This window comes from Rathayibacter sp. VKM Ac-2926, from assembly GCF_022815565.1.
Classification (GTDB): Bacteria; Actinomycetota; Actinomycetes; order Actinomycetales; family Microbacteriaceae; genus Rathayibacter; species Rathayibacter festucae.
This window is the reverse complement of sequence record NZ_JALGRS010000009.1, coordinates 1-20,166: the sequence shown is the minus strand read 5'-3', so window position 1 is coordinate 20,166 and position 20,166 is coordinate 1. Positions and strand designations below refer to the sequence as shown.

Here is a 20,166-nt window from a genome sequence, read left to right as displayed (position 1 = left end):
CTGGTCGAGTAGCCGCGCAGCGGCGTATCGAGACCCTCCCTCACTCCACAGCTCGGTCGGATGCCGCCTCCCCCACCACAGCTGACGCCCTGCCCCGGGCAGCGCCGGATCTCGATTCGCGCGCTCCACGCTCTACTCGATCAGCATGGGTCGGGCACCCGCCGGAGCCGCTCGTACGCAAGGTAGAGCGCCGCGACCGAGAAACGCGTGCCAGCGTTTCTCGGCAGCGCGACGCGAGACGCTCTGCAGAACGCACCCCGTCGCGAAGCCGACCGCGCTGAGCCGCGCAGGGAGCGGCTCAGAACGAGCACAGCCGCGTGCCAGCGACTCGAGGCAGCGCGACCCGGCCCGCTCTGCGGAACGCACCCCGTCGCGAAGCCGACTGCGCCGGGCCGCGCGGGGAGCGGCCCGGAAATGAACACTGCCGTCGGCTTTCAGCCGACGATGTGCATGGCGCGCGCCGCCTCCGAGATGGAGCCGGTGAGGCTGGGGTAGACGGTGAAGGCGCGGGCGACCTGGTCGACGGTGAGGCGGTGCTCGACGGCGAGGGCGAGGGGGAAGATCAGCTCACTGGCCTTGGGGGCGACGATGACGCCGCCGATGACGGTGCCGGAGCCGGTGCGGGCGAAGACCTTCACGAAGCCGTCGCGGATGCCCATCATCTTGGCCCGGGGGTTGGCGGCGAGGGGGAGCTTGTAGATCTCGCCCTGGGCGAGCCCCTCCTCGATCTCCTTCTGGCTCCAGCCGACGGTCGCGATCTCGGGCTGGGTGAAGATGTTCGCCGCGACGTTGCGCACCTCGGTGGGGTTCACCGCGTCGCCCATGGCGTGGAAGACGCCGGTGCGGCCCTGCATCGCGGCGACGGAGGCGAGGGGCAGGAAGGTGGTGCAGTCGCCGGCCGCGTAGATCGAGGGGACGCTGGTGCGGGCGACGCGGTTGACGCGGATGTGGCCCGACTCGGTGAGCTGGACGCCCGCCTCCTCGAGGCCGATGCCGGCGGTGTTCGGGATCGAGCCGACGGCCATCAGGCAGTGCGAGCCCTCGACCACGCGGCCGTCGGACAGCACGGCGCGGACACCGGTCTCGGTGCGCTCGACGCGGTCGGCGCGCGACTTGGACAGCACGACCATGCCGTTGCGCTTGAAGACGTTCTCGATCACGGCGGCGGCGTCGGCGTCCTCGCCGGGGAGGACCTGGTCGCGGGAGGAGATCAGCGTGACCTTGGCGCCGAGCGCGCGGTAGGCGGAGGCGAACTCCGCGCCGGTGACGCCGGAGCCGACGACGATCAGGTGCTCGGGCACGGTCTTGAGGTTGTAGAGCTGGGTCCAGCTCATGATCCGCTCGCCGTCGGGCGCGGCGGACGGCAGGATGCGCGGGCTGGCGCCGACGGACACGACGATGGTGTCCGCCTCGATCCGGTCGAAGTCCATGCCCTCGTCGCCGGGCGCGGTCGCGACGATCAGCGCGTTCGAGCCGTCAAGGCGTCCGTCGCCCTGCACGATGCGCACGCCGTGGTGCACGAGGTTCGCGCGCATGTCCTCGGACTGCTGGCGGGCGAGCCCGAGGAGGCGCTTGTTGACCGTGGCGAGGTTGACCGCGACCTCGGGGCGGACCGGCTTGTTCGTCTGCTCGTGGCGGGTGAAGAACTGCACGCCGAGGTCGGCGGCCTCGCCGATCGCATTCGTGGCCTCGGCGGTCGCGATCAGCGACTTCGACGGCACGACGTCGGTGATGACGGCCGAGCCGCCCACTCCGACCCGCTCGACGAGGGTGACCTCGGCGCCCAGCTGGGCTCCGGCGAGGGCGGCCTCGTAGCCGCCGGGTCCCCCTCCGAGGACGGCGATCCGCTGCGTGCGCTCGAACTCGTAAGGCATGCCTCCCATTGTCCTCCCGTGCTGGGAGTTCGCCCAATCGACGCGGGTCCGGGAGGGTCCGCGGGCCTCGCCCGCCCCCGCGTCGCGCGTGGATAGGGTGGGGGAATGGCTGACCAGACCCCCAATCCGCTCGACTCCGCCGACGCCGATCCCTTCGCGATCGCCGCCGAGGCCGCCGCTCAGATCATCGAGGCGACCGGCGTCGAGAAGCACGACATCGCCCTCACGCTCGGCAGCGGCTGGGGCAAGGCCGCCGACGCGATCGGCGAGACGACCGCGACGGTCCCGGCGACCGACATCGTCGGCTTCACGAAGTCGGCCGTGCACGGCCACGGCGGGAGCCTCCGCTCCGTGCTGCTGCCGACCGGCAAGCGCGCGCTGATCATCGGCGCCCGCACCCACTACTACGAGGGGTACGGCGTGCGCCGGGTCGCGCACAGCGTCCGGGTCGCCGCGGCGACCGGCGCCTCGGTGATGATCCTGACCAACGGCGCGGGCGGCATCAAGGAGCACTGGACGCCCGGCACCCCGGTCCTGATCAGCGACCACATCAACCTCACCGCGGACTCCCCGCTCGAGGGCGCGACCTTCGTCGACCTGACCGACCTCTACTCGGCCCGCCTGCGCGCGCTGGCCCGCGAGACCCGCGCCGACCTCGACGACGGCGTCTACGTGCAGTTCCGCGGCCCGCACTACGAGAGCCCGGCCGAGGTGCAGATGGCCCGGATCATCGGCGGCCACATCGTCGGCATGTCGACCGCCCTCGAGGCGATCGCGGCGCGCGAGGCGGGCATGGAGGTGCTGGGCATGTCGCTGATCACGAACCTGGCGGCGGGCATCCAGAAGACGCCGCTGAGCCACGAGGAGGTCCTCGAGGCCGGGCGGAACGCCGAGGACGACCTCGCCCGCCTCCTCGCCGGGATCACGGGCGCGCTGTGACGGCGGACGTCCGCGCGCGCGCCGAGGACTGGCTCGCCCAGGACCCCGACCCGGAGACGCGGCAGGAGCTCGTCGATCTGCTCACCGCCGACGCGGCCGGCGACCCGGTTGCCGCGGCCGAGCTGGCGGACCGCTTCCGCGAGCGCCTCGCCTTCGGCACCGCCGGGCTCCGCGGGGCGATCGCGGCCGGGTCGAACCGGATGAACCGCGTCCTCGTCTCGCAGGCGGCCGTCGGGCTCGCCGACCATCTGCGCGCGCAGGGCCTCGAGCGCCCGCTGATCGTCATCGGCTACGACGGGCGGAGGAACTCCCGCGTCTTCGCCGAGGACTCGGCCGCCCTGATGGCCGGCGCGGGTGCCGACGCCGTGCTGCTCCCCCGCCTGCTGCCGACTCCCGTGCTCGCCTTCGCCGTCCGCCACCTCGGCGCCGACGCCGGAGTGATGGTGACGGCGAGCCACAACCCGCCGCAGGACAACGGCTACAAGGTCTACCTCGGCGGCGACGACGACGGCTCGCAGATCGTGCCGCCGGTCGACTCCGCGATCGCCGAGCGGATCCTCGCGGTCGCGACCGAGCGCCGCGTCACCGAGCTGCCCCGGGGCGAGTACCGCGTCGCCGACGAGTCGGTCGTCGACGCCTACATCGCCGCGACGGCGGCGGTCGGCCGCCAGTCGGCGCCGCTCCGCGTCGTCTACACGGCGATGCACGGCGTGGGCTGGGAGACCGCGCACCGCGTGCTCTCCGCCGCCGACTTCGACGAGCCGGCCGTGGTCGTCGAGCAGATCGACCCCGATCCCGCGTTCCCCACGGTGGCGTTCCCCAACCCCGAGGAGGCCGGGGCGCTCGACCTCGCCTTCGCGACGGCCCGCTCGGGCCGTGCTCAGCTGATCGTCGCCAACGATCCCGACGCCGACCGCTTCGCCGCGGCGATCCCGGACGCGTCGCTCGAGGACGGCTTCCGCCGGCTCTCCGGCAACGAGGTGGGCGCGCTGCTCGGCTGGCGCGCCGCCGAGCGCGCCCGCACCGCGGGCCGGGCGGGCGGCGCGCTGGCCTGCTCGATCGTCTCCTCCCCCGCGCTCGGAGCGGTCGCCCGCGACTACGGTCTGGAGTTCGCGGAGACGCTGACCGGCTTCAAGTGGATCTCCCGCGTCCCGGACCTCGTCTTCGGCTACGAGGAGGCTCTCGGCTACCTCGTGAACCCGGAGACGGTCCGCGACAAGGACGGGATCTCGGCGGCGCTCGCCTTCCTCGATCTCGCCTCCTCGCTCGCCGCGGAGGGCCGCACGATCGCCGACGAGCTCGACGCCTTCGCCGAGCGCTTCGGCCTGTTCGGCTCGGAGCAGATCTCGCTCCGGGTGACCGATCTCTCCGAGATCGGCCGGATCATGGCGGGGCTGCGCAGCGCTCCGCCCGCCGAGATCGGCGGCCTCGCCGTGCAGCGCACGGAGGACCTGCTCGCGGCGGGCGGAGCGCTGCCGCCGACGGATGCGCTGCGGTTCACCCTCGACGGCGCCCGTCTGATCGCGCGGCCGAGCGGCACCGAGCCCAAGGTGAAGCTCTACCTCGACGCCTGGTCGCACGAGGTCGACGCCGACGCCCGCCGCGGCGCGGTCGCCGCCCGCCTCGACGCCCTGCGGACAGGAGCCGCCGAGCTCCTGCGCTGAGCGGCGGTCAGCCGCGATCGGGAGCGTCCGCCAGCCCCGGGTCGGTGTCGCCGGTGTAGATCGGCTGCGCCCGGTCCAGGAGGAAGTCGGACACGGCGGCGAGGCTGCGCTCACGAGCCCGCACCCAGGGGGCGTGCCCGCCCTCGGGGATGAAGACCGTCTGCGCGCCGGGGATCGCCTCGGCGAGGGCGTGCTGGCCGCGCCAGTCGACGAAGTCGTCCTGCGCCCGCACGACCAGCGTGGGCACGTCCACCGTGTGGAGTTGCTCGAGCGTCATCGCCCAGTGCGCCAGGAAGTCGTCGGTCAGCAGCAGGTTCGAGTAGAAATTGATGCCGCCGGGTTCGCCCAGCGACGCCGCCGCCACACGCCTGCCGGCGTCCTGCGGGAGCAGGTTCACGGCGGCGTCCGGGCCGACCGACCGCAGAAGCGCCACTCCGGCGGCCGCGCGCAGCTGAGCGCCCAGCGGGAGAGGAGCGGGCTCCTCCGCTGCGGGCTCCGCCCGCTCTGCCGGGTCTTCGACCGGCCGCGCATCGGCTGCCGCCTGCGCCTCGGCGACCGCGCGCCGTCCGTCCTCCGACGGGTCGTAGGTCCCGGAGGAGAGGAGGACCGCCTTCTCCACGTGCTCGGGGTGCTTGGCGGTGTAGGCGGCGGCGAGGTAGCCCCGGCCGAGTGGCCGACGAGGATCACGCGATCCGCGCCCGTCTTCACCGGACGGCGTCGATGTCGGCGACGGACCGCTCCAGCGAGTAGTCGTGGATCGGCAGGTCGTCGGAGTAGCCGGCGCCCGGCTGGTCGAACAGGTAGACGTCGTGGCCGGTCTCGGCGAGGGCGGGCAGGAAGTCGAAGTCCAGGGCGGCGACATAGCCGCCGGGGCCGCCGTGCACGTACACGATCGGGACCTCGGATCCCCCGGGAGTGGGAGCGGGGGTCTTCCAGTACGCGACGTGCGAGCCGGTGGAGAGGTCCCAGTACTGCGGGGCCACCGGGCCGAAGCCGACGGACGACCCGCCGATCGGCGCGAGCACGGTCCCGCCGGCGAGCGCGCCGATGGCGGCGGTCGCGACCGCGGCGACGATCAGCGGGGTGCGCAGGCGCACCGACCGGCGGACCGGCCGAGGCCGTCGCGGGAGCAGGCGCTGCACGGCCGAGACCAGCAGGAAGACGAGAAGCAGGGACAGGACCACCCACACGGCGATCGCGAAGGGCAGGGACGCGGCGAGCGCGAACGCCGCCGCGACCGTCGACAGGGTGAGCCCGAGGACGACGGCGACGGCCGTCGCGAGGACGGACAGGAGTCGGCGGAGCAGCGGACGCGGACGCCGCGAGGCGTGCCGGAGACCGGGTGAGGAGGGGTCGGACGGGATCGAGGACATGGGTGGGCGGCTCCTGGGAAGGGGGCGGGCGGAGAGGACGGATGCAGCGAAGGACGAGCGACACGGACGGCGAGGACCGGGTCCGGGGCACGCCGCAGCGCCGCCCCACGGGTCGGCGGGGCGGCGCAGCGAACGGGCGGGGGTCAGCCGGCGCGGTTGACGACCGCGGCGAACGCTCCTGACGGGATGGCCGTCCCGGAGCCCAGCGGAGACACCACGCCCACGGTGGAGGGCGTGTCCCGGTCGACGGACCAGTGGTGCAGTCCGGCGAGGCCCTGCGTCTTCACGAAGGCGGCGATCGTCTCGAAGTCCGCGACGGAGGTGACCTCCTCGGTCACGTCGTTGACGCCGATCATCGCGGTCAGCTCGAGCTTCGAGTAGGGGATGCCGTGCTTCTCGTGCACGTTCCGAGCGGCCTGGACGGCGGACGCCCCCATGTCGGTCCTCCCGGTCGTCGAGTCGATGACCGCGTTCGCGGCGGTCGGCGACCCGTAGTCCATGGCCATCAGGTTGACGGTGTAGTGCTGCACGCCCGAGGCCTTGATCGCCTCGACGGTCGTGACTCCGACGTCGGTCAGGCTGTACCTCGATCCGTCCGACGCCGCCGCGGTGGGCAGGGTGAACTGGAACCGGAGGTCCGGGTACTTCACCTCGGCCGCGGCAGCGGCGTCGGCGAGCTCCCGGATCTGCGCGGCGGTCTGCCCGCGCTCGATGTCGAAGTCGATGCCGATCAGGTTCTTCGAGGCGTAGCGGCTGATGAAGGAGTCCAGCTGCGCGGCGTTCGCGGTGAACACCGCCGAGGCTCCTCCGGTGGCGAGCACGTAGTCCACGTCCGCGGCGACCAGCTGGTCGATCGAGCTGCGGAACTCGTCCGCCGTGACGCCCGCCCAGTTCGGGGCGTCCCCGGTGCCGGAGGCGAAGGCGAGCGTGACCGCGCTGCTGCCGGTCCGGCTCGCCCAGGAGTCCGGACCCACGAGCGGGACGATGCGGCCGTCGACCGCGGTGCGCAGCTGGTGGGTGTTCCAGTCCATGCTGATCGTGATGTCCTTGTAGCCGGAGCGCAGGACGGCGGGGGACGTTCCGGTGACGGGCACCGCCGAGGGTCCCGGAGCCTTCCCGGGATCGGTGGCCGGCGAGGGCGCGGGCGACGGGGTCGTGGTGCTCGCCGGCGTCGGAGTGACCGCAGGAGTCGGCGCCGGTGCCGGAGTGACCGCGCCGGCCGGCTGCCAGACCCTGCCGGAGCCGATCGGTCCGGAGGCCTCGCGGGGGTCCGCGCCGCTGGTCCACCAGCCGGCGGTGTACAGCTTCCCGTCGCGCACGACCTGCTGGCCGCCGGTGTACGTCGCCGACGCGCTCCACTCCGCGACACCGGGGAACGGGTTCGACGCGGGGGCGGCCGGCGCGAGGCTCGCGGACGGCGCCGGGACGGTGACGGACGCAGGAGCGCGGGTCGGTGCGGGAGCGGCGGTCGGCGTCGGCGCGGCGGTGGGGGTCGGCGCGACCGTCGGCGCGGTCACGCCCGCGGCGGGCTGCCAGACCTTGCCGGTCCCGACGGCCCCCGAGACCCGCAGCGGGTCCTCGCCGCTGGTCCACCAGCCGGCGGTGTAGAGCCTCCCCTGGCGGGTGACCTGCTGCCCGCCCGTGTAGGTCGCGGTCGCACTCCACTCCGGAGCGGCAGTGGAGGTGGCTGTGGCGGTCGACGCGGCGGGTGACGGGGTCTGAGCGAAGGCGGGCCCCGCCCCCAGAACAGCGCCTCCCGCCAGGAGCCCGAGGGTGGTGAGCCCGGCGATCGTGCAGCGGATGCGAGTGCGCACTTCAGTCCTCTCGATTCGGTGAAGAGGCTCGGAGACGGAGCCAGGTCGGAGAATCGCACGGACGTCCCGACCCTGCCGCCCTGGCGCGGGCTCTGGCGCACCACGTCGTCAGCGCGAGGGACGACTCCCGAGCTGCTCGCCGCGCTTCCAGAGCCACTCGACCGGGCCGACAGCGAAGCGGCGGAGCCAGAGATGCGCGGCGAGCACGACGATCGACGCGATCAGGACGAAGGCGCCGATCGTCACGGGTACCCGCCACGGCGCCACGGTGACCGCGAGCCCGAGGCCCCAGCCGTAGAACAGAGCGCCCCCGAGCAGGTTCTGCAGGAGATAGGCGCTCAGAGCGACCCGGCCGACCTCGCGAGCGCGACGCGCGAGCCAGCCGTCGCTGCCCCGGCGCAGGCCGAGCTCGGCGAGGAGGGCGAGCAGCCCGAGCGCCACCAGCGGAGCGACGAGATAGCGCTCGGCCAGCAGACCGGCCGCGCTCCCGGTGAGTCCGAGCGCCAGATCGACCGGAGCGGCGACCGCACCGAGGACCATCAGCCGCCGCCGCAGCAGTCGCCCCTCCTCCGCGAAGAGGCCGGCGCGCAGCAGCTGAGCACCGAGCAGGAACATCGCCAGGCTCAGGAATCCGATCAGCAGGGGTTCGGCACGGAAGACTCCCGTGTTCTGCAGCCGGAAGACGGCGAGGCCGAGGAAGGAGGCGTCAGCGTAGGGGCTGCGACCCGTCGGACCCTGACCGGCGGCACCCGGCTGCGTCGCCACGAGCGCCACGAGCGCCGAGATCAGCAGGACGTGCAGCGCCCCGAGGACGACCACAGTGCGCCGCTGCGTCCGCGGCCGGGTGAGCAGCAGCCAGGCCACGACCGCTCCCGTCACCGCGTAGCCCATCAGCACATCGAACTCCGCGATCAGCACGTAGTTGACCGCGCCGTCGAGCAGGAGCAGCGTCGCCCGCCAGAGGTAGCGGCCGGGCCAGCGCCGACCCCGGCGGACCGCCGACGCGTGCTGGATCGCCAGCCCGATGCCGAAGGTGAGCGAGAGCAGGGCGAGGAACTTCCCCTGTGCCAGAGCCATCAGCACCAGCTGCACGGTCTGCGCGCCCGGGGACGTCCCGGGCGTCACCGGCTCGCTGAGCATCCCGAGCAGTCCCCAGGGGTGGGAGAACAGCCAGATGTTGGTGCCGAGGGTCCCGATGATCGCGACGCCGCGGACGACGTCCAGCGAGTCGATGCGCGCTCTCGCCGTCTCGGCGATTGGCAATACAGTCGTATTGGTCATGGTCGAGAGCGTAGCCTGCTCGAGCGGACGGATCGAGGGGAGTGCACGTGGCCGATCGGCGCGAGAGCAGGAGCGACATCCTCTCGGCGGTCGTCACCGTCCTCTCGACGCGCGGAGCCGATCAGCTCAGCATCCGGACCGTCGCCGCTGAAGCAGGCGTCTCGGCAGGCGCCGTCCAGCACCACTTCCCGACGAAGCAGGCGCTGCTGACCGGCGCGATGGCAGCGGTGGAGGAGCGGTTCCGCCGACGGATGCTCGACCTGCGGGAGGAGGAGCCGTCGGCGGACGCTCGTCTCCGCGCCTTCTGCGAGGCGATCGCCTGCGTCGAGGACGCCGACGTCCCCGACGCCGTCGTCTGGACCGCGTTCGCCTCACGCGCCGGCACCGACCCCGAGATCCGCGCCCTGCACACCGCCGGCTGGTCGCGCACGGAGGACGTCGTCCTGGAGCTGCTGCACGCCGCGCACCCCACGGCGCCGCTCGGCCCCGACGACGCCGCGCTCCTCCTCGCCGTCCTCGACGGCATCGCCGTCGCCCGCGCCGCCGAGCAGCCGACCCGCCTCTCCCCCGCCCGCGCCCGAACCCTCCTCACCCGCACCCTCACCCTGCTGGCCCCCTGACCCGCCGCCCCGCCGCCCGCCTCGCGAGATGCCACTTGTGCAAGCCTCCCCCGGCGTGTCGCGCACACAAGTGGCATCTCGCGACCCGGACCACCCTCGCACCCACCCAGAACGAGCACCCTCAAGGCAGAGCGCGCTGTCGACAATCGCGTGCCAAGCGATTCTCGACAGCGCGACGCGACCGCTCCACGGAACGCACCACCTCGAGAAGCCGACCGCGCTGAGCCGCACAGGGAGCGGCTCAGAAAACGGCACCACGGGTCAGGAGCGAGCACCCTCAAGGCAGAGCGCGCGATCGAGAATCGCGTGCCAAGCGATTCGAGACAGCGCGACGCGACACGCTCCATGGAACGCACCACGACGAGAAGCCGACTGCGCTGAGCCGCACAAGGGGCGGCTCAGACGACGGCACCGCGGATCAGCCGAGCGCGCGCTCGATCTTCGCCGTGATCTCGGTCTGGTCGAGGTAGTTGTCGATGACGACGACCTCGGCGAAGGTCTTGCCGATCCTGTCGATCAGCTCGCTGGAGGTGAGGATGACCTGCGCGTCGGCGGCGAGGGCGTCGACGGAGGCGAGGTCGGAGGCGACGACCTCGGCCTCGAGGTCGAGGGCCTCGAGGGCGCGCTCGGCGCCGAGCTTGAGGATGGCGGAGGTGCCGATTCCGGCGCCGCAGAGGGTGACGATCTTCATGCGCTTCTTCCGTGGTGCGGGGTGTCGTCGGTGAGGACGGCGTTGATGCTGCGGACGGTGCGGGCGGCAGCGAGGGCGGCGACCGCGTCCGGCTTGCTGAGGACGTCGGCGAGGCCGGAGACGAAGCCGACGTGGCCGTGCGCCTGGGTGGCGGCGATGCCGATGACGACCGAGACCGGGTCGTTGGTGCTGTGGCCGAAGGCGACGGGCTCGGCGAGGGTGACCACCGAGATCCCGTCCTCGAGCACGTCGTTGCCCGGGCGGGCGTGCGCGAGGGCGAGGCCGGGGGCGATCACGATGTAGGGGCCGAGCACGTCGACCTGCTCGACCATCCGGCGAGAGTAGGCGGGGTCGACCGCGCCGCAGCGCTCGAGGGCGCGGCCCGCCTCCATGACCGCCTCGCGCCAGCTGGCAGCGGGATGGCGCAGGGCCACCGCGGCGTCGGAGAGCGGGTCGAGCGGCATGCTCAGGCCGCCTCGAAGCCGGCGCTGATGGTCTCGATCAGCTCGCGGCGCTCGTCCAGCGGCAGGAAGCTCGCCTCGGCCGCGTTGACCTGGAACGCCTCGAGGTCGTCGAGGTCGTAGCCGAACGCGTCCGAGAGCAGCGCGAGCTCGCGGCTGAGCGTCGTGCCGCTCATCAGGCGGTTGTCCGTGTTGACGGTGACGCGGAAGCCGAGCTGGTAGAGCAGGTCGAACGGGTGGTCGGCGAGGTCGGTGCCCCACGCGGCGATCGCCCCGGTCTGCAGGTTCGAGGACGAGCTGAGCTCGAGCGCGATCCGCCGGTCCTTCACCCACTCGGCGAGCTCGCCGAGCGTGACGTAGCTGGCGTCGTCGTCCTGGCGCTCGACGCGGATGTCTTCCGCGAGCCGGACGCCGTGGCCGAGGCGCAGTGCCCGGCCGTCGAGGAGCGCCGAGCGGATGCTGTCGAGGCCGTCCGCCTCGCCCGCGTGGACGGTCGTCGGGAAGTGCGCGGCGGCGAGGAGCTCGAACGCGGGGCGGTGCCGCGACGCGGGGAAGCCCGCCTCCGCGCCGGCGATGTCGAAGCCGATCGCGCCGCGCTCGCGGTGGCGCAGGGCCAGCTCGGCGATCTCGAGCGAGCGGTCGGTGTGCCGCATCGCGGTGATCAGCTGGCCGACGCCGAGCCGCGAACCGTGCGCGGCCGCCTCCTGGACGCCCTGCTCGAGTCCTTCCTGCACGGCCTCGACGGCCGCGTCGAGGGTGAGACCAGCGCGGAGGTGCTGCTCGGGCGCCCAGCGGATCTCGCCGTGCACCACGCCGTCCGCGGCGAGGTCGAGCACGAACTCGCGGGCGACGCGCTCGAGCGACGAAGCGGTCTGCATGACGGCGATCGTGGTCTCGAAGGTGGCGATGTAGTCCTCGAGCGAACCGGAGTCGGCCGTGGTGGTGAACCACCGCTCGAGAGCCTCGGGGTCCTCGGCGGGCAGGGCGACGCCGGTCTGCGCGGCGATGTCGACGATCGTCTCGGCGCGGAGTCCGCCGTCGAGGTGGTCGTGCAGTGACACCTTGGGCAGGTCGTCGATGAGGATGCCCTCGCCCGGGAGGAGGTACTCCTCGTGGCTGCTGCCGGTCTCGGTGCTGTCGGTCACGGTGCTCCTCCGGTGGGACGACGGTTCGCCGACCACCTTACGGTGCCGCCCGCGCCGGCCTCCGCTGGGTCCACCACCCCGTCCGGGTCAGGCCGGGTGCGCGAGCAGGCCGGGCCACCTCCGGCATGCGGAACGACCTCCGGCACGCCGGAACTCGCGAATCCCCCGAGCCGGGCTGATTCCACGAGCCGGACATCCTCTGGGCCCGCTCCCGGCACGCGGAATCACCTTCGGCACGTCGGAACGCGCGCCTTCCACGAGCCCAGGCCGGTTCCACGAGCCGAAGCTCCTGCCTGCCCATCTCCGGCACGCGAAACCGACTCCGGCACGCTGAAAGCTGCGGATCTTACGAGCCGGGCGCGGTTTCACGAGCCGGACGTCCACCCTCACCTCCGGCACGCGGAAGCAGCTCCGGCACGTCGGAATCCGCAGATTCCGCGTGCCGGAGGCCGTTCCGCGAGCCGGAGGTCGACCCGAGCGGCGGCAAGGGTCAGGCGATGCGCTCCGCCACCAGCGGGCCGCCGTCGAGGATCGCGTCGCCCTCGTCGCCGATGCGGTACGCGCCGTCCAGCGCCTCGAGCGCGCGGGAGAAGCGGGACGGCTCGTCGGCGGAGAGCGTGAAGAGCGGCTGACCGGCGCGGACCCGGTCGCCGGGCTTCGCGTGCAGGTCGATGCCGGCGGCGTGCTGCACCGCGTCCTGCTGGCGCGCGCGCCCCGCGCCGAGGCGCCAGGCCGCGATGCCGAAGGGCAGCGCCTGCTGCTCGACCAGGACGCCGTCGCGCTCGGCCAGGACGACGTGCGTCTCGCGGGCGACCGGCAGCGCGCCGTCCGGGTCGCCGTCCTGGGCGCGGATGACCGCACGCCAGGTGTCCATCGCCGCGCCGCCGTCGAGCGCACCCTCGACGTCCGCGTCGGGCTGCCCGGCCAGCGCCAGCATCTCGCGGGCGAGCGCGAGGGTCAGCTCGCGGACGTCCGCGGGGCCGCCGCCGGCGAGCACCTCGACGGACTCGCGGACCTCGTTCGCATTGCCGATCGCGAGGCCGAGCGGCACGTTCATGTTGGTCAGCAGCGCCGTGGTGCGGACGCCGGCGTCGTTGCCGAGATCGACCATGGCGCGGGCCAGCTCGCGCGAGCGCTCGATGTCGGTCATGAACGCGCCGGAGCCGAACTTGACGTCGAGGACCAGGGCGTCGGTCCCCTCCGCGATCTTCTTCGACATGATCGAGGAGGCGATCAGCGGGATCGCCTCGACGGTGCCGGTGATGTCGCGCAGGGCGTAGAGCTTCTTGTCCGCCGGAGCGAGCCCGGAGCCCGCGGCGCAGATGACGCCGCCGACCGTCCGCAGCTGCTCGAACATCTCCTCGTTGCTGAGGTCCGCGCGCCAGCCGGGGATCGCCTCGAGCTTGTCGAGCGTGCCGCCCGTGTGGCCGAGGCCGCGACCGGAGAGCTGCGGCACCGCGACGCCGAAGGAGGCGACCAGCGGCATCAGCGGCAGCGTGATCTTGTCGCCGACCCCGCCGGTGGAGTGCTTGTCGACCGTCCGCTTGCCGAGGCCGTCGAAGCTCATCCGCTCGCCGCTCGCGATCATCGCGAGGGTCAGGTCGCGGATCTCGTCGCGGTCCATCCCGTTGAGCAGCACGGCCATCGCGAAGGCGGCCATCTGCTCGCCCTGGACGTAGCCGCGGGTGTAGGCGTCGATCAGCCAGTCGATCTGCGCGGTCGAGAGCGTGCCGCGGTCGCGCTTGGTGCGGATGACGTCGACGGCGTCGAACGCCTCGACGGGGGTGGACGGGGTCATGCGAGGTCCTCGGTTCAGGAGTGGGAGCGGGAGGCGGCGGCGCTGCACGGCCGCGGAGGGCCGTCGGCGCCGCGGAGGGCGTCGGCGGGGCGGGACTACTCGGCCGCGTACGCCTCGAGGGTGCGCGGACCGAACGCGTCGGGGATGACCTCGTCGATCGTCTTCACGCCCGACACGGTCTGCAGGAGCATCCCGTCGGCGGAGTGCTCGAAGAGCAGCTGACGGCAGCGCCCGCAGGGCATCAGCACGCCGCCCTTGCCGTCCACGCAGGTGAAGGCGACGAGCCGGCCGCCGCCCGTCATGTGCAGCGACGACACCAGCGCGCACTCGGCGCAGAGGGTCAGGCCGTAGGAGGCGTTCTCGACGTTGCAGCCGGAGATCACTCGGCCGTCGTCGACCAGCGCGGCGACGCCCACGGGGAACTTCGAGTACGGCACGTAGGCCTTGCCCATCGCGTCGAGCGCGGCGGTGCGGAGCGCGTCCCAGTCGATGTCGGTCATCGGATCCGTCCTCACGATTTGAGATAGGGCTTGCCGGCGGCGGCCGGACCCCGCGACTGCCCGACCAGGCCGGCGACCGCGAAGATCGTCACCACGTAGGGCAGCATCAGCATGAACTCGCTCGGCACCGGCGAGCCGATGACGCCGAGCACGTTCTGCAGGTTGGTCGCGAAGCCGAACAGCAGCGAGGCGAGGGTGGCCTTGATCGGGTCCCAGCGGCCGAAGATGACCGCCGCCAGGGCGATGAAGCCCGCGCCCGCCGTCATCTCCTTGCCGAACGCGCCGACCGCGTCGAGCGTGTAGTACGCCCCGCCCATGCCCGCGATCGCGCCGGCCAGCGAGACGTTCCAGAACCGCGTCCTGGCCACGTTGATGCCGACGGTGTCCGCGGCCTGGGGGTGCTCGCCGACCGCGCGGAGCCGCAGGCCCCACTTCGTCTTGAAGAGCCCCCACCACACGGCGAAGATCGCGAAGTACATCAGGTAGACGATGATCGTCTGGTTGAACAGCACCGGTCCGAGGATCGGCACCTGGCTGAGTCCCGGGATCGGCAGCCGGTCGAACTTGACCGGCGAGTTGAAGACGGCGGCGTCGCTGGTCAGCACCTGCGAGTAGAGGAAGCTCGTGAGCCCCGTCACGAGGACGTTGAGGACGACGCCGACGATCACCTGGTCGACCAGGTACTTGATCGCGAAGGCGGCGAGCACGAACGAGACCAGCACGCTCGCGATCATCGCCGCGAGCAGGCCGAGCACGGGCTGGCGGGTCAGCGAGCCGACCATCGCCGCGGTGAAGGCGCCGGCGAGCAGCTGGCCCTCGATCGCGACGTTGACCACGCCGACGCGCTCCGAGATGACCCCGCCGAGCGAGCCGAAGATCAGCGGCGTCGCGAGCCCGACGGTGCCGAGGAGCAGCCCCGGCAGCGGCAGCGTCGCGCCCGCGGACGCCCAGACCAGGAAGCCGACCAGGAAGACGAGCGCGAAGAGCGCCGAGAGCCAGAGCGGCAGGCGGCGGGCCGAGCGGGTGAACGCGACGGCGACCGCCGTCAGACCGACCAGGACGACCGCCACGACCACGCCGGTGGCGCGGGTCGGGAACGGCAGGTCCGGCAGGGCGAAGAAGTCGTTGCCGGAGGCGAGGCGGAACGAGCTGGTGCCGTCGCGGCCGAGGGCCACGAACAGGATCACGGCCAGCAGCGAGAAGATCCCGAACGCGATCGGGGCCTTCCAGCTGCGGACGGCGACCCGGGACGCGGTCCCGGGGGCACGGGAGACTGCGGTGGTCATGCGGACACCTCCGTGGTGCGGCGCGTGCGGCGCTTGGGGGCGACCCCGGGCGTCGGGAGACGGAAGATCGCGCGCACCAGGGGCGGCGCGGCGATGAAGAGGACGATCAGCGACTGCACGACGAGGACCACGTCGATCGGCACGCCCTCGGCGGCCTGCATCGAGTAGCCGCCGGCCTTGAACGCGCCGAAGAGGATGCCGGCGAAGAACACGCCCCAGGGCCGCGAGCGGCCCAGCAGCGCGACGGTGATCGCGTCGAAGCCGATGCCCGCGTCGATCCCGGAGGTGAAGCCGGTGGTGACGGTGCCCATCACCTGCGCGCTGCCGGCGAGGCCGAGCAGGCCGCCGGAGAGCAGCATGGCGTACACGTAGCTGTTCTTGACGTCGATGCCGGCGACCCGGGCCGCGTGCGGGTTCTCGCCCACCGCGCGGAACTTGAAGCCGATGCTCGAGCGGTTGAGCAGCCACCAGACGAAGACGGTCGCGAGGATCGCGACGACGAAGCCGAGGTTCAGCGAGTATCCGGAGCCGAGGAGGTCGGGGAAGACCGCGGTGTCCTTCATGCCTGGCGACTTGGGATTGTTCGAGCCCGGCGCCTGGAGGGCGCCCGGCGTGCGCAGGAGGTAGGAGACGAAGTAGAACGCGACGTAGTTGAGCATGATCGTGAGGATCACCTCGTGCGCGCCGGTCCGCGCCTTGAGCAGGCCGACGAGGCCGCCCCAGAGCGCGCCGCCCAGGATGCCCGCGGCGAGGGTGATCACCAGGTGCACGCCGAACGGCAGGTCGAAGGAGAAGCCGACCCAGCCGGCGCAGGCGGCGGCGATCAGCATCTGGCCGCGGCCGCCGATGTTGAAGAGCCCGACGCGGAAGGCGAGGGCGACGCCGAGGCCGCCCGCGATCAGCGGCGTGGCGAAGGCGAGGGTGTCGGTCAGCGGCTTGATGCCGTTCGCGAAGCCCTCGCGGCGGAAGTTGTAGACCGAGCCCTGGAAGAGCGAGGAGTACGCCCCGGCGACCGACTGCCAGATCGCCTGCAGCGTGTCGAGCGGCCGGGCGAAGAAGTAGCCCGAGGCCGACTGGACCTCGGGGTCGGTGGCGGCGATCAGCACGCCGCCCGCGATCAGCGAAAGCAGGACGGCCAGCACCGACATCAGCGCGGTCCCGGAGAGGATCTCGCGGAGGACGCGCGAGGCCCCGCTCTCGATCGGGCCGGGCCGCGCCTCCTGACCCGGCTTCTGGCCCGGCTCGAGACCGGTCGCCCTCTCGGACTCGGCGTCCGGATCGACGGCGGGCAACTGCGCGTCGCTCATGCGGCCGCACCCTTCTCGGCGGGCGACTGCCCGGCCATCATGAGCCCCAGGGTCTCCCGGGGAGTGTCGGCGGGGACGATCCCGATGATGCCGCCCTTGTACATGACCGCGATGCGGTCGGCGAGAGCCGCGACCTCGTCGAGCTCGGTGGAGACGACGATGACGGGCACGCCGGTGTCGCGGGTCTCGACGATGCGCTTGTGCACGAACTCGATCGAGCCGACGTCGATGCCGCGGGTCGGCTGGGCGGCGATGAACAGCCGCAGCTCACGGCTGAGCTCGCGGGCCAGGACGACCTTCTGCTGGTTGCCGCCGGAGAGGCGGCCGACGTGGGTGGTGATGCCCTGCGCGCGGACGTCGAACTCGCGGACGCGCTCCTCGGCGAACGTCTCCAGCGCCTTCAGCTGCAGGCCGAGACCCTTGACGAACGGGCCGCTGTCGCTGCGGTCGAGCATCAGGTTCTCCGCGATGGTGAACTCGGCGACGAGGCCGTCCTCGGTGCGGTCCTCGGGGACGAAGCCGACGCCGGCGTCGAGCACCCGGCGGACGGAGAGGCCGTCGAGCCGGCGGCCGTCGAGGGTCACCGTGCCCTCCACGCGCTCCTGCAGGCCCATGATCGCCTCGGTCAGCTCGGTCTGGCCGTTGCCCTGCACGCCGGCGATGGCGAGGATCTCGCCGCGGCGGACCTCGAACGAGACGTCGTCGACGACGGCCTGCCCGTTCGCGTCCCGGACGGTGAGGTTGCTGACGACGAGGGCCTCGTCGCCCGCCCGCGCCGGCTCCTTCTGGACGGTGAGCTCGACGGCGCGGCCGACCATCAGCGAGGCCAGCTCCGCGTTGCTCGCGGTCGGCGAGGCCTCGCCCACGACCTGGCCGAGGCGGATGACCGTGATGCGGTCGCCCACCTCGCGGACCTCGCGCAGCTTGTGCGTGATGAAGACGATCGCGGTCCCGGAGGCACGCAGCTGCCGCATGATCGCGATCAGCTCGTCGGTCTCCTGCGGGGTCAGCACGGCGGTCGGCTCGTCGAAGACGAGGACCTTCGCGTCGCGGGAGAGCGCCTTGATGATCTCGACCCGCTGCTGGACGCCGACGGGCAGGTCCTCGACGATCGCATCGGGATCGACGTCGAAGCCGAAGCGGTCGGAGATGTCGCGGACGCGGGCGCGCGCGGCGGCCAGGTCGAGCCGGCCGCCCGACTTCGTCTCCTCGTGGCCGAGCATGACGTTCTCGGCGACCGAGAAGACCGGGACGAGCATGAAGTGCTGGTGCACCATCCCGATCCCCGCCTTCATGGCGTCGCCGGGGCCGGAGAAGCGCTGGACCACGTCGTCCAGCAGGATGTCGCCCTCCTCCGCCTGGTACAGCCCGTACAGGACGTTCATCAGCGTGGACTTGCCCGCGCCGTTCTCGCCGAGGAGGCAGTGGATCTCACCGGGTTCGACGGTGAGGTCGATGTGATCGTTGGCCACGAGAGCGCCGAAGCGCTTCGTGATGCCCCGCAGTTCGAGCTTCATGGGTCCAATCTAACTTTCGGTGCGGGGTGCCAGCGCGCGGGAGCCGGCGGGACAGCCGACGAGAGGCCGGTGGGCCCGAGCAGAACTCGGGCCCACCGGCCTCTTCGTCAGTGCGCTGCGATCGATCCGGAGATCAGGACGCGGCGGGCGCGGACGGCGACTCGACGGTGATCGAGCCGTCGATGATGCCCTCCTTGATGGTGTCCAGCTCGCCCTGCAGGTCGGCCGAGACCTTCGACTCGAAGTCGTGGAACGGCGCGATGCCGACACCGTCGTTCTCGAGCGTGCCCACGTACGGGGTCGCGTCGAAGGCGTCGGCGCCCGCGGTGGAGGTGACGTCGGTCGTGCCGGCCTCAATGCCCTTGAGGATCGAGGTCAGGTACAGGTCACCGCCGTCGGGGTAGGTCTCGTACAGGTCGGCGTCGACACCCACCATGGCGATCTCCTTGCCGGAGTCGCGGATGGCCTCGATGGCCGACTGGAAGATCGGGCCGCCGACCGGGAGGATGACGTCGGCGTTCTGGTCGATCAGGGACTGCGCGGCCGACTTGGCCTCGACACCGGCGGCGAAGCCTCCGGTGAACGAGCCGGTCTGCGCGGCGACGTCCCAGCCGACGACCTTGACGTCGGTGCCCTTCTGCTCGTTGTGGTACGCCACGCCGTCCGCGAAGCCGTCCATGAAGATGGTGACGGTCGGGAACTGCTGGCCGCCGTAGGTGCCCACGACGCCCGTCTTCGAGTACGAGGCCGCCGCGTAGCCGGCGAGGAACGCCGACTGCGAGGTGTCGAAGGTGATCGGCTTGACGTTCGGCAGGTCGATCGACGCGTCGTCGATGATGGCGAAGTCGATGTCGGTGTTCTCCTCCGCCGCGGCCGAGGTGGCCTCGGCGAGGGCGAAGCCGACGGTGATGATCAGGTTGCAGCCCTGGTCGACGAGGCTCGTCAGGTTGGGCGCGTAGTCGGTCTCGGACTCCGAAGTGACGGTCTTCGGGGTGACGCCGAGGTCCTCGGACGCCTTCACGAGGCCGTTGTAGCCGAGCTCGTTGAACGACTTGTCGTCGAACCCGCCCGCGTCGGAGACCATGCAGGGCAGGAAGTCGCCACCGGCGGCGGCGCTCGAGCCGGTCTCCTCGGGGGCGGAGGCGCAACCGGCGAGAAGCGCGGTGACGCCCAGAGCGGCGAGACCGCCGAACGCGGCCTTACGCGTGGTGATAGTCAAGATTCGTCCTCCAAGATTCGGCCCCGCGCGCACGATCGGCACTGCAGGGCATCGATGACCTCACGTTACCCAAGGTGTCGGAACGCTCAGCCGCCGCGGAGGGCCAACTCGGGAAGCGTTACACAGTGTTGATCTTGGGGAGGAGCCGCGAGCGGCTCCTCCCCCGCGGTCGGCCACCTGGAGTGGTGCGTTCCGCAGAGCGGGTCGCGTCGGGCTGGCGGAAATCGCTGGCACGCGATTTCCGCTCGCGGCCCTCGACCCTGCGGGCGAGGGGGTCCGGGACGCGGCGCTCCCGGACGGCTCTGCGACCAGCAGGTGAGGGCACGACTGCCTCCGGGCGCGCATCCACCCCATGCTGATCGAGTAGCGCGCGGAGCGCGCGTATCGAGATCCGACCACGCCAGAACGTGAGCCTGCAGAGCCGCCCTGCTGGGGACGGCGGTCTCGATACGCCGCTGCGCGGCTACTCGACCAGCAGGGGAAGGACGCGGCTCCGCTCAGACATTCGGTCGTACGACCCTGCTGATCGAGTAGCGCGCGGAGCGCGCGTATCGAGATCCACCTCTCCCGGGAGGGCGGATCTCGCGACGATCGGCTAGATGTAGTTCCTCGGGACGTTGTGAACGGGTGACGTAGAAGAAGACCTCCGGGACGATGTGGGTTACCACACACGCATC

The 20,166-nt window shown here is 72.2% G+C and carries 16 protein-coding genes and 1 pseudogene; 3 read left to right on the top strand and 14 right to left on the bottom strand.

Going from position 1 to position 20,166, the window contains the following annotated elements:
* Positions 1-434 precede the first annotated feature (434 nt).
* Positions 435-1,874, bottom strand: a complete 1,440-nt coding sequence (locus tag MT351_RS13330; protein ID WP_127886072.1) for an NAD(P)H-quinone dehydrogenase — start codon at positions 1,872-1,874, stop codon at positions 435-437.
* Positions 1,875-1,979: 105 nt separating this feature from the next.
* On the opposite strand from MT351_RS13330, the gene MT351_RS13325 reads away from it, so the two are divergent.
* Together MT351_RS13325 and MT351_RS13320 are read left to right on the top strand one after the other, a co-directional pair.
* Complete coding sequence (locus tag MT351_RS13325; RefSeq protein WP_243582396.1) at positions 1,980-2,813, top strand: purine-nucleoside phosphorylase; 834 nt, start codon at positions 1,980-1,982, stop codon at positions 2,811-2,813.
* Entirely contained in the window at positions 2,810-4,477 is a 1,668-nt protein-coding gene (locus MT351_RS13320) for a phospho-sugar mutase (protein ID WP_243582395.1), read from the top strand. The genes MT351_RS13325 and MT351_RS13320 overlap by 4 nt, the downstream gene beginning before the upstream one ends.
* 7 nt (positions 4,478-4,484) lie before the next feature.
* Here MT351_RS13320 and MT351_RS20065 read toward each other — a convergent pair.
* From MT351_RS20065 to MT351_RS13305, 4 genes and pseudogenes are all read right to left on the bottom strand, one after another.
* Positions 4,485-5,126, bottom strand: a pseudogene (locus MT351_RS20065) (alpha/beta hydrolase); the annotation flags it as partial.
* A gap of 55 nt (positions 5,127-5,181) precedes the next feature.
* Positions 5,182-5,850, bottom strand: coding sequence for an alpha/beta fold hydrolase (locus MT351_RS20060; RefSeq protein WP_279398333.1), 669 nt, complete (start codon positions 5,848-5,850; stop codon positions 5,182-5,184).
* A 143-nt stretch (positions 5,851-5,993) separates the two neighbouring features.
* Positions 5,994-7,664, bottom strand: coding sequence for a carbohydrate-binding protein (locus tag MT351_RS13310; RefSeq protein WP_243582394.1), 1,671 nt, complete (start codon positions 7,662-7,664; stop codon positions 5,994-5,996).
* A 108-nt stretch (positions 7,665-7,772) separates the two neighbouring features.
* Positions 7,773-8,945, bottom strand: coding sequence for a DUF418 domain-containing protein (locus MT351_RS13305; protein ID WP_132435874.1), 1,173 nt, complete (start codon positions 8,943-8,945; stop codon positions 7,773-7,775).
* A gap of 47 nt (positions 8,946-8,992) precedes the next feature.
* Here MT351_RS13305 and MT351_RS20335 point away from each other — a divergent pair, with 47 nt between their 5' ends.
* Positions 8,993-9,565 (top strand): TetR/AcrR family transcriptional regulator, encoded by a 573-nt coding sequence (locus MT351_RS20335; RefSeq protein ID WP_123735203.1) that lies wholly within the window; start codon positions 8,993-8,995, stop codon positions 9,563-9,565.
* A gap of 418 nt (positions 9,566-9,983) precedes the next feature.
* Here the strand turns inward: MT351_RS20335 and MT351_RS13295 are convergent, their stop codons facing one another.
* The 9 genes from MT351_RS13295 to MT351_RS13255 form a co-directional block, all read right to left on the bottom strand.
* A complete protein-coding gene (locus MT351_RS13295) occupies positions 9,984-10,256 on the bottom strand; it encodes a PTS sugar transporter subunit IIB (protein WP_127886065.1) in 273 nt (90 codons plus the stop codon).
* Complete coding sequence (locus tag MT351_RS13290) at positions 10,253-10,720, bottom strand: PTS sugar transporter subunit IIA (protein WP_132435876.1); 468 nt, start codon at positions 10,718-10,720, stop codon at positions 10,253-10,255. The genes MT351_RS13295 and MT351_RS13290 overlap by 4 nt, the downstream gene beginning before the upstream one ends.
* Positions 10,721-10,722: 2 nt before the next feature.
* Entirely contained in the window at positions 10,723-11,862 is a 1,140-nt protein-coding gene (locus tag MT351_RS13285; protein WP_374204772.1) for an adenosine deaminase, read from the bottom strand.
* Between the two features lie 490 nt (positions 11,863-12,352).
* Positions 12,353-13,660, bottom strand: coding sequence for a thymidine phosphorylase (locus tag MT351_RS13280; RefSeq protein WP_132435878.1), 1,308 nt, complete (start codon positions 13,658-13,660; stop codon positions 12,353-12,355).
* Between the two features lie 95 nt (positions 13,661-13,755).
* Entirely contained in the window at positions 13,756-14,160 is a 405-nt protein-coding gene (locus tag MT351_RS13275; RefSeq protein ID WP_123445294.1) for a cytidine deaminase, read from the bottom strand.
* 11 nt (positions 14,161-14,171) lie between these two features.
* On the bottom strand, positions 14,172-15,446 hold the full coding sequence (locus MT351_RS13270; RefSeq protein WP_123735200.1) for an ABC transporter permease: 1,275 nt from the start codon (positions 15,444-15,446) through the stop codon (positions 14,172-14,174).
* Positions 15,443-16,753, bottom strand: a complete 1,311-nt coding sequence (locus MT351_RS13265; RefSeq protein ID WP_123445292.1) for an ABC transporter permease — start codon at positions 16,751-16,753, stop codon at positions 15,443-15,445. The genes MT351_RS13270 and MT351_RS13265 overlap by 4 nt, the downstream gene beginning before the upstream one ends.
* A complete protein-coding gene (locus tag MT351_RS13260) occupies positions 16,750-18,270 on the bottom strand; it encodes an ABC transporter ATP-binding protein (RefSeq protein WP_123445291.1) in 1,521 nt (506 codons plus the stop codon). The genes MT351_RS13265 and MT351_RS13260 overlap by 4 nt, the downstream gene beginning before the upstream one ends.
* Positions 18,271-18,403: 133 nt before the next feature.
* Positions 18,404-19,489, bottom strand: coding sequence for a BMP family protein (locus tag MT351_RS13255; RefSeq protein WP_123702567.1), 1,086 nt, complete (start codon positions 19,487-19,489; stop codon positions 18,404-18,406).
* Positions 19,490-20,166: the final 677 nt, after the last annotated feature.

Coding starts and splice junctions, on each gene's coding strand:
- MT351_RS13330 (WP_127886072.1), bottom strand. CDS start 1,874: ATGCCTTACGAGTTCGAGCGCACGCAGCGGATCGCCGTCCTCGGAGGG.
- MT351_RS13325 (WP_243582396.1), top strand. CDS start 1,980: ATGGCTGACCAGACCCCCAATCCGCTCGACTCCGCCGACGCCGATCCC.
- MT351_RS20060 (WP_279398333.1), bottom strand. CDS start 5,850: ATGTCCTCGATCCCGTCCGACCCCTCCTCACCCGGTCTCCGGCACGCC.
- MT351_RS13305 (WP_132435874.1), bottom strand. CDS start 8,945: ATGACCAATACGACTGTATTGCCAATCGCCGAGACGGCGAGAGCGCGC.
- MT351_RS13295 (WP_127886065.1), bottom strand. CDS start 10,256: ATGAAGATCGTCACCCTCTGCGGCGCCGGAATCGGCACCTCCGCCATC.
- MT351_RS13290 (WP_132435876.1), bottom strand. CDS start 10,720: ATGCCGCTCGACCCGCTCTCCGACGCCGCGGTGGCCCTGCGCCATCCC.
- MT351_RS13280 (WP_132435878.1), bottom strand. CDS start 13,660: ATGACCCCGTCCACCCCCGTCGAGGCGTTCGACGCCGTCGACGTCATC.
- MT351_RS13275 (WP_123445294.1), bottom strand. CDS start 14,160: ATGACCGACATCGACTGGGACGCGCTCCGCACCGCCGCGCTCGACGCG.
- MT351_RS13270 (WP_123735200.1), bottom strand. CDS start 15,446: ATGACCACCGCAGTCTCCCGTGCCCCCGGGACCGCGTCCCGGGTCGCC.
- MT351_RS13265 (WP_123445292.1), bottom strand. CDS start 16,753: ATGAGCGACGCGCAGTTGCCCGCCGTCGATCCGGACGCCGAGTCCGAG.
- MT351_RS13260 (WP_123445291.1), bottom strand. CDS start 18,270: ATGAAGCTCGAACTGCGGGGCATCACGAAGCGCTTCGGCGCTCTCGTG.